The organism is Enterococcus sp. DIV0703 (genome assembly GCF_051711065.1).
Lineage (GTDB): Bacteria > Bacillota > Bacilli > Lactobacillales > Enterococcaceae > Enterococcus_B > Enterococcus_B hirae.
In genome coordinates this window covers 1,214,252-1,228,534 of sequence record NZ_JBIOLX010000001.1, presented here as the reverse complement: position 1 = coordinate 1,228,534, position 14,283 = coordinate 1,214,252, and the positions used below count along the sequence as shown (strand labels likewise).

Sequence of the window (14,283 nt, the reverse complement as noted above, 5' to 3'; positions counted from 1 at the left end):
ATTTTTATTATCAATTAGAATTTTGGTGTGGTATATTGATTTTGTAAAGGAGGAAACAAATATGACTCGTTTAATACAGACATTTATCCCGACAATCGGTTGTTTATTACTTATAATCTTAGGTTTGGCTACTCAATCTTTTGTGCCTCTTCTAAGTATCATCTTTTATTTAGGCGCCATCTCATTCGGCGGTTTCAAGCAGACTCGTGAAGGGTTGACCGAACTTTGGCAGGAAAACACATTGAATGTTGACTTATTGATGGCCTTGGCAGCAATTGGCGCTTGTTTGATCGGTAATTTTTTAGAAGGTGCGATGCTTACGTTTATTTTCTGTTTAAGTGGCGCTCTCGAAGAATATACGACCAGTAAAAGTCAGCAAGAAATTACCGCTTTAATGAATCTACAGCCACGAAAAGCACAACGTTTAACTGCAAACGAAGAATTAGAAGAAATAGCTGTAACTGATCTTAAGATCAATGATCGGGTATTTGTCCCAAAAGGTGGAACGATCCCAATTGACGGCTATTTAGAAAGTCAACAAGCAACGGTTGATGAAGCAACATTGAGTGGTGAATCTGTACCAGTTGAAAAAGTTCCTCATGATGAGTTATTTGCAGGAACGATCAATCGAGGGAATCCTTTGATCCTACAGGTGACTAAAAAAAGTGATGAGACCGTTTTTGCTAAAATCATCCAGCTGGTTGAAAAAGCACAAAGCACCCCTACAAAGACCGCTTCTTTTATCTCTCGTATTGAAAATACCTACGTTAAAGGTGTGTTAGTCGTTGTTCCATTAATGATTCTTGTTTCATATTTCATTTTTGGCTGGAGTTTTCAAGAAAGTTTTTATCGGGGAATGGTTTTACTGGTTGTCGCCTCTCCTTGTGCGTTGGTTGCCTCTGCGACACCTGCAACACTCGCAGCCCTTTCTAACGCTGCCCGCAACGGTGTGCTGATCAAAGGTGGACTCCATTTAGAACAATTAGCTGATTTAAAAGCAATTGCCTTTGATAAAACCGGAACTTTAACGAAAGGTAAACCGATAGTAACTGATAGCTATTTTGTAAAAGATCAGAATCTGGCGCAACAAATCTTAGTTTCAATGGAACAAAAAACAACGCACCCCTTAGCTCAAGCAATCGTAACACATTTTGACATTGCTATACCAAAAGACATCCAAAAATTACCAATCGAAGAAATCACGGGGTTTGGTTTACGAACAGTTTACCAAGAAGCTCAGTGGATTGTAGGTAAATGGGAACCAGAAAAAACGTCGATAGCTGAAAAAGAACTTCTTGATAAAATTCGTTTACTCGAACAACAGGGAAAGACAGTGATTGTTTTAACCAAAGACAATCAATTGGTAGCACTCATCGGCTTATTAGATGTGCCGAAAGAAAATGCCCAACAAGTCATTGACTATTTCAATAACCAGCAAATTGATACTAGCATGATCACTGGAGATAACCAAGGGACTGCTGCAGCTATTGCAGAGAAAATTGGTGTTCAACACTTACTGGCTAACTGCACACCATCGGATAAAACACACTATGCACAACAGCAAAAAGAAAAGTATGCTGTCACAGCAATGGTTGGTGATGGTGTCAATGATGCCCCAGCTCTTGCAACTGCTTCACTAGGAGTAGCCATGGGACAAGGAACGGATGTCGCTATGGAAATCGCTGATATCGTCTTGGTAAAAAATGACTTGCAAAAATTAAGTTATGCCCACCGTCTTTCACTAAGAATGAAGAAAATCATTAAGCAAAATATTATTTTTTCTCTTACAGTGATTTGTTTACTGATCCTTTCTAACTTTCTGCAATTTTTAAATTTACCTCTTGGCGTGATTGGTCATGAAGGAAGCACGATCTTGGTTATCTTAAATGGGTTACGTTTATTGAAACCCTTACCTGAAGATACTTCCAAAAAATCACGTTGCACTGGCTGTCCCTTACAGCCGAATCACCACTCTATCTAGTTTTTCCACTCTGATGAACCTCACTTTTGTAACCGTTGAAAAAATGATATGATTGATGGCAGGAAAGTGAGGTTCTTTTTTTATGGAAAGTTGGATTTTTCTTGGATTGATCATGCTTGTTGCCCTGCTTGCTAAAAATCAAAGCTTGATCATCGCTACAGGTTTTATATTACTAGTCAAATTGATACCGACATCGAAAGTGTTTCTTACTTGGCTTCAAGGCAAAGGAATTAATCTAGGAGTCACCATCATCACAGCTGCTATTTTAGTTCCAATCGCTACTGGCGAGATTGGTTTAAAAGATTTACTGGATGCCTTTAAATCACCCATCGGTTGGATTGCTGTGTTTTGTGGTGGTCTAGTAGCCGTCCTTTCTTCCAAAGGAGTCGGTTTGATTGCTTCAGACCCGCAGATTACTGTTGCATTGGTTTTTGGAACAATTCTCGGAGTCGTTTTCTTAAAAGGGATCGCTGCTGGTCCAGTCATTGCTTCTGGTATTACCTATTGTCTCTTGCAATTATTTTCTTTAAGTAAATGAAAAAATCGATCACAGATAAAGTGTTTTGAGTCCTCTGAATCGAATCGTTCGTGATATACTTATTCCGAGGTGATCACATGTTAGAAAAATTAAAATACTTTATCGGCACGGTTGGTTGGTTTTTATTAGCGATCGTATTGATTTTAGGACTAGCTTATCTTTTATTTCCAGATCTGATCCAAAATGTGTTCAATACCTACTTTAATTGATCGTGAAAAAAGTAAACCCGATAGATGGAGTAAACAAACTTTATCTATCGGGTTTATTGTTTTTCCATTTATCTTTACTTATGGAATCTACTTGATAAAAGTTGCGTGGGTTTCATCAAGTATGTTTTTAATGTTCCTACCTCTTCTCCTTACCCCTACACCACTTCCCCCCTTTTATGTTTCCTAAAATATTATTAAATAATCCTCATTTCTTTTTGGCTCCTCCTTTCATTTTTTGTTATACTAGAACACAAGATAGCATCACTTATATTTTTAATCATTCGCTATTATGCTTTATATATAGAAAGGAAAACGCTCATGGAAACCTTTGAAGGTCTTTTAATTGATACGTATGTCTTACAAGAACAACCTATGATGTTGACTGGCTTAAATCTTCAACTGGAAGATCGTGTCATTAACGGTCTGTTGAAAGATCGTTACTTGGCAAAATATATTCTTCGGCTCCCTTTAAATAAATATGTATTAGAAGTCAGTGGAAAATGGAACCGCCGCAATCAATTAGTCATCAAAAAAATGATGATCAAAAATATTGATGAATACATTAAAATTATTGGAACTCCGGAATAAATTTAGCCACACCAACGGTTAACGGTTATAAAATAACTAATGAATGGTATCGTTACGATTGCTTTGTCTACAAGGAACGTATCCCTTTTCAAAAAAAGCTTTGCAAACGGTTCGCTTTGTTATATAATATTCGAGTACCAAACAGTCCCATTCAAATTTTGTTTAAAAAGATAAATTTATCTGCTTTGGTTGAACGCTATTGTCTCCCACAATAGCGTTTTTTATTTGCCCTTTTTCCTTCTCTCTCAATGCTAGTAAAGCCTAGAATTAAGTTTCTTTTAGTGTTAAGGAAAAAAACTTGTCATGTTCATATTGCAAAGATTACTTCATTTAGGTATAATAATGAATGTTGAATTATGCGGTAACACGCGTAAGAACTTAATTTATCGGAGGTGAAACTAATGCCAAACATTGAATCTGCAATCAAACGTGTTCGTACAAGCGAAAATGCGAACGTTAAAAATTCATCTCAAACAAGCGCTATGCGTACTGCAATCAAAAAATTTGAAGATGCTGTAGCTTCAGGTGCTGAAAACGTAGATGCGTTATATAAAGAAGCTGTTAAAGCTATTGATATGGCTGAAACAAAAGGTCTAATTCATAAAAACAAAGCTAACCGCGACAAATCTCGTTTAAGCAAAAAAATCGCTAAATAAGGAAATCGGCTACGGCCGGTTTTTTTATTTTGTCTCAAACAGTCTATTCGATCACCCTTCTGTTGGGTTTCTTTCCATTCTTTTTATTAGTAAACCAGCTGCGGCTGACTCAGCACTTCCTACTCTAAAACAATTGATGTCTAAAAAACGCTCAAAACATCATCGTTTCAAGCGTTCTTTTTGGATTTATTTCGATTGTTTTTCTCTTCTTTTTAACTCTTCAAAAGCTGACCTGTTCGTAAGAGAAATAATTGAAAGCTTAATTCTTTTTCGATTTTACCACTTTTGATTTGGTAATCCATTTCAACCAGATCGTCAAATAAACGCCTTAGGATCTTTTCATCAAATTTACGTACCTCTTGCATCGCCAATTTTACACGGTAAGGATGTATCTTTAAAGTCTCAGCAATATTAGCCTGCTGATAACCGATTTTCATCAAAAACTTGGTCTGTAAAAACAAACGTATTTGTGAAAGCAAGATGGCATTGATCTTAATGGTTTCTTCTCCTTGGGTAATTAAGTCTTCAAACAACCGCAGCGCTTGTTCTGTTTTCCCGGAAAGAATATATTGTGTCATATCAAAAAGATTATGTTCCAAGGTTTTAGGGACTAACTGTTCCACTTCTTTAACAGTGATCAGTTCTTGTTGTTGCCCATACAATAGTAATTTATTCAATTCCCTCATCATTTTTGATAGATCGAGATCCGTTAACCTTAAAAACAGATCAATCGCTTTACGGTCCATTTGAAACGGTGCATTTTCCAGTGTATTCAATAAATACTGACGTACTTCTTTTTCATTCAATTGCTGAACATTGATGGTCACAGCAGCTTTTTTTAATTGTTTCGTTACTTTTTTTCGCTCATCTAATTTCTCATAGGGAGCAAAAAACACTAAAACTGTTGATTCTAAAGGTTCTTTTAAATAATCAATCAGTAGATCCGTATTTTGTTCAATCCCATTATTCACTTTTTCAGCTGTTAAAAAGTAGGGATTTTCTACAAATACTAGGCGTTGATCACCAAAAAATGGCAAAGTCTCTGCCTCAGCAACCACCTCATCAATACTAGCATTCCCCATATCAAAACTTAAGAAATTCAAGTCATCTTGACTATCGATTTGAATTTTTTTCTGGATTTCTGCTCTTACCTGATCCTGTAAATATTTTTCAGTACCTAGAATCAAATAACAAGGCGCAAGCTTTTCTTTACGGATTTTTTGTAAATCTGCTTGAATACTCATTTCGTTCACCACTTTCAAATTTATCCTACCATGAGTAGCTGGGAATTGCTAGTCTATCATTGTGTGGATCTTTCCGTTTGGATACCAAAAGGGATGCCATTTAAAAGTAATTGCGCCTTGACGGTCGGTACGCAAAGGAGTGACTTTATTCTGCTTTAACGTCGCTAGTACGTCTTCATGAGGATGACCAAATAAATTATTCACGCCACAGGATAAAACACCATAGGTTGCTTCTAATTGCGAAATGAACTGTGGATGACTAGATGTGCGGCTGCCATGATGTCCTAATTTGATCACATCCGCTTTTAAATTTGGATACGTGTTTCCAATCTTTTCTTCTGTATGCTGATCTAAATCACCTAAAAAGAGAAAACGACAGGACTGATGAGTCACTGACAAGCCAATTGAATCTTCATTTTCGCCCTTCCCCTGATTAACTGGAAACAACACAAAAAAATCAAAATAACCTTTGATCCAATCACCCTGCCTGACTTCACAAATAGTGGTCCCTGCTTTTTCCAATTTCTGCAACTGCACATAAAGCCAAGCACTCCTGCCAGCTCCCCACCCAATATAAATCGTATCGATCTTGAAATGTTTTGCTAATGTTGTGATCTCTCCCACATGATCGATATCGTCATGCGTCAATATCAGTTTATTGATGCGCCGAATACCATTTCCTTTTAAAAATGGCACAAGATTAAACTCTGCAGGTGGTCTAACCCTTCGCTCTTGCCATGCTTCTTTTTGAAAACCCAATTTTCCACCAGTATCAATCATAACGATTTCTTTTAAAAACGGCGCTTTAAAAAGAATACTGTCTCCTTGCCCTACGTCGTTGAAAGTGATACTACTTCCGAATTGAAGAAAACGACCAAAAATGAGAATAATGGGCACAAGGAGTGCAGCAGTCACGCATTGACAAGGTTTATGTTGTTTTTTCTCTATAAGCCATAAAAGAAAGCCTAAACTAAATATTAACAACCAGCCATTCGGTCGCCCAATCACTAGATTGGCAAATCTCAACGAATCTAGTAAGCTCTCGAAATGGACTAAAAAAGAATTAAGCAACTCGCTAACACTTGGAGGTAATACCCTGCCAAAAACAAATAAAAACGTCAAACAAGGAAGAAATACTTTCTTAAAAACAGGAGCAAAAAGAAGAGTCAACATACTCCCTAATAGTGGCCACTCATAAAAATGCCAAGCTGTCAGTGGCATGATGCCGATACTAAATAACACGATAGTAGTGAACTTTTGAAACTTAGTGGTTGGGTGAGATAACAAAAGAAAGAAGAAGCTCATTCCTAAACTTAGCTGGCCCTCTACTTGGAACAGACAAAGCGGCTCGATCAGCAAAAGTATCCATAAAATAATCGAATAATGATCGAAAGAAGAAAATTTGACATTGAGGAGTTTTAGCCCTAATTTCAATAAGAATGACAGCCCCGCTCTTTTCACTGACACAGAGCCCCCAGATAAGCTAAAATATCCCAAAGTCCCCCCAACTAGTGGGAGATAACTAGCAGTTAATGTCATCCCTCCTCTGCGAAACAGATAATAGAGCCAACCTAAGTAAGTTTGGATGTGCATGCCTGACAAACTGAATAAATGAAGTAAGCCAGTTTCTTTATATGTGTCTTCTGATGCTAAAAACTGACTATCTTTATAGCCAAAAATCAAAGCATTCATATAGACACTCACCTTGTGACTAAAGTGTTCTTGAATAAACGTAATAGACCTTCCTCGTGTTCTGCTCAGCATATTCTGCCAAGCATTACGATTCAAATGTTCTTTGATCTGGCGTATCTGAAATCGTCCTTTGATCCGATGTATTTGGTCATACTTTTTTTGATCAAACCCATAAGGATTCCTTTGTTTGGAAGTTTCTTGGTAATCCCCGACTACAATTAATTCAATCGCTTCATGTCTAAGAACAAGAAAAGAATTTCTTTCTTGTTCAGATTTGGCATAATAGCTGCAAGAAATCTTTTGCTTGTCCGTTGTGTGCCCAATAAAAGTCACTAAATCTCCATTCATTTTCACTGTGTCTGAGGCGACCATGATACGTTCCAACGTCCTTTGATCATCGATTGGTTTTGTTTCTTTAAGCCAGCAAGAAAATAAAACCAGCGTACTACAAATGAGACTTAAACCAATAATTTGTTTATTTTCTTTCCGTAAAAAAACAAAAAAAATCCAGCGAAAATCAAACGATAATGCCATCTGTCTGTATAATAAAACAAACAAATAAAAATCGAAGAAATCGCTGGAAAAATGAATCGATTCTGTGCTTGATCACAAAATCTACTAAACATGTTCTCCTGATAATTCTTTTTGGAGTTTAGAAAAGTGAGTAGAATCCAATGATACTTGATGAACAGTTGCACCTAATTGTTCGATCAATGATTGTGCATACGGATCATTTCGATAATCATGTAAATAGTTGATTTTTTTGATTCCTGCTTGTAATAAGGCTTTTGTACAAGCTAAACAAGGGAAATGAGTCACGTAAATCTCTGCGCCCTCCGTAGGTATGCCTAGTTTTGCACATTGTAATAAAGCATTCATTTCCGCATGGATCGTTCGCAAGCAATGACCATCGACGATATAACAGCCTTCATCAATGCAATGAACATCCCCACTAACAGCGCCATTGTAGCCTCCAGCAATGATCCGTTTTTCTCTTACTAAAGTTGCGCCGACTTCTAATCGTGTACAAGTACTTCTCAATGATAATAATACTGCTTGAGCCATAAAATATTGGTCCCAAGGAATCCGTTCATTGCTCATATTAGCCACCTCTATCGTTTATTCTATAGTAATTGTAACGAAGTTTTTGATTTTTTCAACTGTCTTCTGACCAATTCCGTCTATTTCTTGAAGCTCGTCAATACTTTTGAACGACCCGTTGTCTTGTCTATACTGAATAATTTCTCGGGCTTTTTTTTCACCGATCCCCGGTATTTGTTGCAATTGCGAAAGATCAGCGGTATTAAGATGCACTCGATCTGGGTTTGTGTCCGCTGAATCTACCGTCGCTAGACTAGCATTTGAGCTTTCTGGAATTTCTTCGCCTACTTCAGGAACGTACAGCATTTGTTGATCCGTTATTTTTGCTGCAAAGTTGATCTGTTTCTCGTCAGCTGATTCCGTCAGCCCACCTGCTTTTTGAATGACATCAAAGACCCGATCTTCTGCCACAAAAGCGTACATTCCAGGTCGTTTTACCGCTCCTTTCACATCGACATAAATCACTGACCTAGTCGATGTACTCACCGTTTCATCAATTGGCTTCGTTTCAGAACTGTTCTTTTCCGGAGCCTCAATCGATTGGTTTGTCAAAAATAGTTGATCCTTTTTACTTGATTGACTGAAAAAATGAACCATCATTCCACCAAGGATGATGACTCCTATGACACCAAAGATCCCTCCAATCACAAATTTTGGTGAAGAAAAGTTGGTAGTATAGAAACGCTTTCGTTTGTTCTTCCATTCTTCGCTCATTGTGACTATTTTCCGATTGGCTTCCTTTCATTAAATTATGAAGAAGTTTTTTCTCTTCATGATTAAATACGTCAAACCATTTTTCTACATGAAAATAAACCTACTTTTGGGACAATTATTTTATGAAGAATGAATCTTTCATACCTTTAAACATTTCAGGAATAGGCGTTGACATAGGGTCTATATTCCTCTTTTCATTAACTAGCAAAAAACATCAAAATCACTTTTACTGACTTTGATGTTTATCTATTTTTCTATCCGTTTTTGAAAAATAGTTTCAAGTTCACACTCTTAGCGAAGCTCTTCCTTGATTTTTTTGAGCATGTACCCGACTTACCTAAGCAATCCTAAATCCGATATCTTTGCCACTGTCTCTCTAGAGGCTATGTACAATTATTCTCACTATACTAAAACGCAACGCCTCGATTATATCAACTTTCCCAGTGTTCAAATCTCCTAAATAAGTCAAAGACTCGCTTCTCCTCATGAACAATCGTGAGCTAGTTTACATAGATTTTATAAGATATTTTTTTACGGACAAAATATTCCATTGTCTAAACTAGTCGTTATACCATATCCAGATAGGTAACTAGTACGATTACGAGACATGTAACGATCATGTAAATAATGTTTTCTAAGCGTCTTGTATGATTTTTTAGAATAATCCCAGGATCAGTAGAATTGAAACTAGTCCGATACTCGATTGGCACAAAATTACCGATACATATTCCGAATAACAAAAGTAAAAAAGGCCAATTTGTAATAACTCCTCTATTCATAAACGCACCTATGATTGAGCTAACATAAATCACTAATTGAATCATTATAATTACAATCGCTTTTTTTCTCATCATTAATCCCCTCCAAGTAAATTTAGAAAAACAAACAGGACTTGATCACAAAATAAAAGTGGTAGTTGGTTTTAAATAGATTTCAAGAATAAAATTCTCCAACTCTTTCCTCTATTTTCAGAATACCCAATGAATCGGATAAATGTAAAAATCAAAAGCTGTGTGCCAACGTAGTTTTTACTAGGGAATCAGTAAAAAAACACTGACTTAGAACGATCTGATCATCTTACTGTATTCATTTTTCTGTCCTTCGATTATATCATACATCTTCACTTTATTTCCTATTTTTTCATTTAATCGAAAATTTTTCCATTATAAGTTTAAACTCTTTATCAACTGACGCAGTTAAAAATAACTTTTATTTTACTGATCCAACGAATATAAAAAGCTTACCTCATACACATAGATCCCCTCATGGCTAGTTTCTATTCGTTTTAGTTTCTCTATAAAAAAGAGACAGACAAGCTTTCCGTTAAGGCTGAGTCATTGAAAACATCAATCTTAAAGGAAATTTTGTCTGTCTATTTATTCGTTCAAAAACTGTTTCATGAACAATGATAAAAAAATGTTGTTGAAACAAAACGATTTATAATGAATCTTTATTTCATCTTTTCTAAATAATCAAGGGCATCTTGTACGGTTTTCACTGGTACAATTTTCATTGAAGAGTTCAATTCTTTCGCAGCAGCTTTGGCTTCTTCGTAATTGGTTTTGATTTCTGGATGTTTCTTCTTGATTTCATCTGAGATTGGATCATCCGGTGCAAAGAATATTTCAACGCCAGCTTTGTCTGCACTAGCCACTTTTTTATCAATACCACCAATTCGCCCAACTTCACCGTCGCTATTGATCGTTCCAGTACCAGCAATTTCTTTCCCTTGACGAAGATTTTTACCGGTCAATTGTTCATAGATTTCCAGGGTAAACATCAAACCAGCAGACGGCCCTCCGATTGATCCTGAATTAATCATTACATCTGTATCCGACTTGATACTCGTATGATCGGTTAAAGTAATCCCAATCCCTGCTTTATTATCCGTTGGCAGTTCGATCAATTTACCTGAAGTTTCGTTTTCTTTGCCATCTCGGAGATAGGTGATCGTGACCGTATCGCCGACTTTTTTACTTTTGACATACTTCATAAATGCTTCTGCACTTTTAAAGGTTTGTCCATCAACTTTTGTGACTGTATCACCAACTGCTAATTTTCCATAGAAATTGGAATTCTTCTCGACACTCATGACATAGACACCTTTAAATTCCATCTGGTAAGAGCGCCCTGCCAATTTTAGTGCTTGCTCAATCGCTGCATTTTGGGAAGACTCCATATAATATTGTTGGATTTGATTGTATTCTTCGCTAGTCGCCCCGCCAGTCAACTCCTCAGCGCTAATCAAATCTTCAAACGGTGCTAGCTTGGCTTTGACTGCTGTAAAACCAGTTGCTCGACGGATGCCCACTGAAGTTAATGAAAAGGAACCTGAATCTTTGTCCTTTTTCCCATTGACGGTAATCAGCTCTTTCAAATTGATGGTTGCTCCTGGTGCTTCCACATAAAAAGGAAGTGGAATTACCACGAACCCAATAATAAATATCCCTAAAAAAATGACAAGAATTGTCTTTAACCATCTTTTAAAGTCCATCATTTTCACGCTTTCCAGCTAACGCTTCGTTGATTACTGATGGAAGATAGTCACTGACATCTCCCCCAAAGTGTAAGACTTCTTTTAATAAACTAGAACTAACGTGACTATATTCTTGTTTAGCCAATAAAAAGACCGTCTCGATTTCTTGATTTAAATGATGGTTCATTTGAGCAATATCCCGTTCATATTCAAAATCCTTTACACTACGGATACCACGAATGATGGTTTGAACAGCTAATTCATTCGCAATCTCGACTGTTAATTGATTTTCCTGGTGGTACACTTTAACATTCGGAAGATGACGAACAGCTTGAGTAATCAATGTAACTTTTTCATCAACGGTAAATAGATGTTTTTTTGACGTATTCACAAATACCCCAATGATGACCTCATCAAACATTTTTGCTGCTCGTTCGACCATATCTAAATGTCCATTCGTGAACGGATCAAAGCTGCCTGGAAACAAGGCTTTTTTCATAGGTCTTCCTCTTTTCTGTAGATAGTCACAGTTGAAATACCATACGTTTGTTTTCTGATTTGCCTAAAATCAGCAATCTTTTCTGGTAATTCCACTGTTTTATCAGTTTCACATACAATAACTGCCGAATCATTAAAAAGGTCCAGCTCCGTCATTTTGATTATTTGGTCAAGAATTTTTTGTTTGGCATATGGTGGGTCAAGAAATAAATAATCAAATTTTTGCTGATCATTTGCCAGCTTTTCGATGGCTTTGTCCGCATCAAGTTTTAACGTGGTGAATTTTTCTGGCTCTTTCGTTACTTTAATGTTTTCTTGGATTATTTTTAGCGCTTGGTAATTTTTGTCTACACAAAAGGCATGCCCACAGCCACGAGAAACTGCTTCGATAGCTAACCCGCCACTACCAGAAAATAGGTCTAAGACTGTTTCTCCGTCGAAGTAAGGACCGATCATATTGAAGATCGATTCTTTCACTTTATCTGTGGTGGGACGTGTATTAGCCCCTGCTAAACTCTTTAAGCGTCGTCCACCATATGTTCCTGATATGACTCGCATTGACTCACTCCTTTTAAAAATCGTGCTGTTAATAGTATACCAAAAAAAAAGATAAAAAAACTTGGATCGCCATTAATTTCATGCTTTCTCAAGTTATTTTTATCTTTTTTATTTAAGAGATGAATGATTTACACAAAACAGGTTTAAAAGACATGGTCTGCTAAACGAATCTTAGTATTGATCTCCTCAATCTCAAAACCTTCTTCTTTGACTGGTTGCTTCGTACCAATCTTATCAGCAAAGTTCATTTCGACGTCTGGACGATAAGAGCGTTCAACTTTGCGAACAAAATGAAGTTTGTTGATTCGTTCTGCAGTTTGCTCAAAAGTGTCTTCATTCAAATACAATACGACATATTTCATTTTACGCGAAACGTAATGAAGCAATCCAAATTTCTTCAAATTTTTTAATTGTTTCAAACTGTATACCCAGACAATCAACCCACGTCGTTTCGTTAGTTGAAATTCATTTTTTTCATCATTCATGACAGTTACCTCCACATCCACTACGCCCCTTTTGTTCAAAAAAAGGATTTCCCGCATCAATTTTAATCGTCAACGATACCGTTTCTGCTAACTGTTGGCTAATTTTATCCAATAGATCTTGCAATTGTGTTTCCATAAAACGAAAATCCGCTACTTTTTCATGCAAATCAAGTTGGCGTTTGGCTAACCGAACAGCTCTTTGCTTCTCTCGAAATTCTGGTGCATATTTTTGATAAGGAACAACTTTTTCAAACTGTTCTTTTTTTATTGAGAAATCATTAATCAATAAATTGACATCCGCTGATTGTTCCATCACTTTTTTAGCTTTTAAATATTTTTTCATCGTCTCGCTTTTTTTGATACAATTGGATAAGCTCTGACATTGATCTTCTAAGGCAAATAATTCCTCATTGATTATCACTGCTATCGGTACTCTCCTTAACTTCTTCTTGCATTAAGACTAACATATTTTCTTTTGAAAAAGCAATTCCTAATAGATCGGAAGTGTTAACTAAAAAGCGGTCGTGATAGTACGGATCACTATACAAAAATAAAAATGTAAACGTTGGATCAATCACTGGATGTGTAAAGACACCGGTCGATTGGGGAAGCTTTCTTTTTGCGACTAACGAATCAATTTCATCAGTAGTCAATGAAAACTTAGCAGTTGCGTTTGTACTACCCGCTATTTGTTGCCATTCTGCTAATCGTTCTTTCGTCAAAATATCTTCTGGTCTATTAAGATAATCACTTAAAAGCAATTTCGTTTGAGTAGAAAAACCGGTCATCTGCTTATAAAGTGGTAAGCGATCCAATTGCCTTAACTGATTCAACAATCGAACACTATGACCTTCTTTTGCTTGATTGATTTCAGCCCAATCTACTTGATCGTCTATTTTATATTGCGGTAAGTCTGAACCAAATACTTGATAGGGATGAAGTTTCAACAAACTAGCTTTATCCAAATAAACGATCGAAAACAGTCCATTACTACTTTGGTCGAAGAATAAAATAGCAAACGTATCATTATCAAACGCAATCAACGGTCGATAATTCATATCTTCTTCCATCAATTCGATCCCGACATCTGTTCCATTGTATTGAAAATTAAAATTCGTATAGATCGTGGTGATCTCTGTTAGATCTTGCATTGTCATCCCTAAGTAAAAAGGAGCAATCGTTGAGTTGTCCGTATTTAATACTTTAATCGTGGAAACTTTATCTTTTGTGATATTCGCTTCAAAGGATAAGTGATTGATTTGATCATGGTAATATCTTGTTTCAAAACCAAACCCACTCGTCAAGCGTTCATAGGGATCACCAAAACGTTGCTCTAATTCATCAACTGATTGACCAACATACGTGGAAAAGCCAGATGTTTCCAACTTCTGGTATTTCCACGTAGTCATTTGATTTTGAGTGATTTGCTCTGAGCTTTTTTTTACTTCAAGTTTAGGAGGAAACAACACCGGCTGCATGTAAAATGCAATGATCACTGATAACAATATCGCACCAAATAACCCTAGCCGTTTCATCTTTTTCC

At 36.5% G+C, this 14,283-nt stretch carries 16 protein-coding genes; 5 read left to right on the top strand and 11 right to left on the bottom strand.

What is annotated here, in order from left to right:
* The first annotated feature begins 61 nt into the window (after window positions 1-61).
* The 5 genes from IGK81_RS05585 (at window position 62) to rpsT (ending at window position 3,972) form a co-directional block, all read left to right on the top strand.
* Window positions 62-1,981 (top strand): heavy metal translocating P-type ATPase, encoded by a 1,920-nt coding sequence (locus IGK81_RS05585; RefSeq protein WP_034700671.1) that lies wholly within the window; start codon window positions 62-64, stop codon window positions 1,979-1,981.
* Between the two features lie 82 nt (window positions 1,982-2,063).
* A complete protein-coding gene (locus IGK81_RS05580) occupies window positions 2,064-2,519 on the top strand; it encodes a DUF441 domain-containing protein (protein ID WP_010719338.1) in 456 nt (151 codons plus the stop codon).
* Window positions 2,520-2,596: 77 nt separating this feature from the next.
* A complete protein-coding gene (locus IGK81_RS05575) occupies window positions 2,597-2,728 on the top strand; it encodes a hypothetical protein (protein ID WP_010719339.1) in 132 nt (43 codons plus the stop codon).
* 318 nt (window positions 2,729-3,046) lie between these two features.
* Entirely contained in the window at window positions 3,047-3,316 is a 270-nt protein-coding gene (locus IGK81_RS05570; RefSeq protein ID WP_005878685.1) for a hypothetical protein, read from the top strand.
* Between the two features lie 401 nt (window positions 3,317-3,717).
* Window positions 3,718-3,972: a 30S ribosomal protein S20 gene (gene rpsT, locus IGK81_RS05565; RefSeq protein ID WP_010719340.1), complete on the top strand. Its 255-nt coding sequence runs from the start codon at window positions 3,718-3,720 to the stop codon at window positions 3,970-3,972.
* A 212-nt stretch (window positions 3,973-4,184) separates the two neighbouring features.
* Here the strand turns inward: rpsT and holA are convergent, their stop codons facing one another.
* From holA to IGK81_RS05510, 11 genes are all read right to left on the bottom strand, one after another.
* Entirely contained in the window at window positions 4,185-5,228 is a 1,044-nt protein-coding gene (holA, locus tag IGK81_RS05560) for a DNA polymerase III subunit delta (protein ID WP_412003898.1), read from the bottom strand.
* Window positions 5,229-5,264: 36 nt separating this feature from the next.
* A complete protein-coding gene (locus IGK81_RS05555) occupies window positions 5,265-7,292 on the bottom strand; it encodes a DNA internalization-related competence protein ComEC/Rec2 (protein ID WP_438757671.1) in 2,028 nt (675 codons plus the stop codon).
* 234 nt (window positions 7,293-7,526) lie between these two features.
* A complete protein-coding gene (locus IGK81_RS05550) occupies window positions 7,527-8,009 on the bottom strand; it encodes a ComE operon protein 2 (protein ID WP_010719343.1) in 483 nt (160 codons plus the stop codon).
* Window positions 8,010-8,027: 18 nt separating this feature from the next.
* Window positions 8,028-8,723 carry a helix-hairpin-helix domain-containing protein gene (locus IGK81_RS05545; RefSeq protein WP_034700675.1) on the bottom strand — a complete coding sequence of 232 codons (696 nt, stop codon included), beginning with the start codon at window positions 8,721-8,723 and terminating at the stop codon, window positions 8,028-8,030.
* A 566-nt stretch (window positions 8,724-9,289) separates the two neighbouring features.
* Window positions 9,290-9,502: a hypothetical protein gene (locus IGK81_RS05540; protein WP_232622365.1), complete on the bottom strand. Its 213-nt coding sequence runs from the start codon at window positions 9,500-9,502 to the stop codon at window positions 9,290-9,292.
* 671 nt (window positions 9,503-10,173) lie between these two features.
* Window positions 10,174-11,217, bottom strand: coding sequence for a SepM family pheromone-processing serine protease (locus tag IGK81_RS05535; RefSeq protein ID WP_034700714.1), 1,044 nt, complete (start codon window positions 11,215-11,217; stop codon window positions 10,174-10,176).
* Window positions 11,207-11,698 (bottom strand): pantetheine-phosphate adenylyltransferase, encoded by a 492-nt coding sequence (gene coaD / locus IGK81_RS05530; protein ID WP_034700679.1) that lies wholly within the window; start codon window positions 11,696-11,698, stop codon window positions 11,207-11,209. The genes IGK81_RS05535 and coaD overlap by 11 nt, the downstream gene beginning before the upstream one ends.
* Entirely contained in the window at window positions 11,695-12,276 is a 582-nt protein-coding gene (rsmD, locus tag IGK81_RS05525) for a 16S rRNA (guanine(966)-N(2))-methyltransferase RsmD (protein ID WP_225792593.1), read from the bottom strand. Before rsmD ends, coaD begins: the two co-directional genes overlap by 4 nt.
* Before the next feature lie 122 nt (window positions 12,277-12,398).
* Entirely contained in the window at window positions 12,399-12,740 is a 342-nt protein-coding gene (locus IGK81_RS05520; RefSeq protein WP_010719349.1) for a YlbG family protein, read from the bottom strand.
* The gene (locus tag IGK81_RS05515) at window positions 12,733-13,161 is read right to left on the bottom strand and encodes a YlbF family regulator (RefSeq protein ID WP_034700682.1); all 429 of its coding nucleotides are present in this window, start codon (window positions 13,159-13,161) and stop codon (window positions 12,733-12,735) included. The genes IGK81_RS05520 and IGK81_RS05515 overlap by 8 nt, the downstream gene beginning before the upstream one ends.
* The gene (locus IGK81_RS05510; protein WP_034700684.1) at window positions 13,148-14,275 is read right to left on the bottom strand and encodes a CAP-associated domain-containing protein; all 1,128 of its coding nucleotides are present in this window, start codon (window positions 14,273-14,275) and stop codon (window positions 13,148-13,150) included. The genes IGK81_RS05515 and IGK81_RS05510 overlap by 14 nt, the downstream gene beginning before the upstream one ends.
* Window positions 14,276-14,283: the final 8 nt, after the last annotated feature.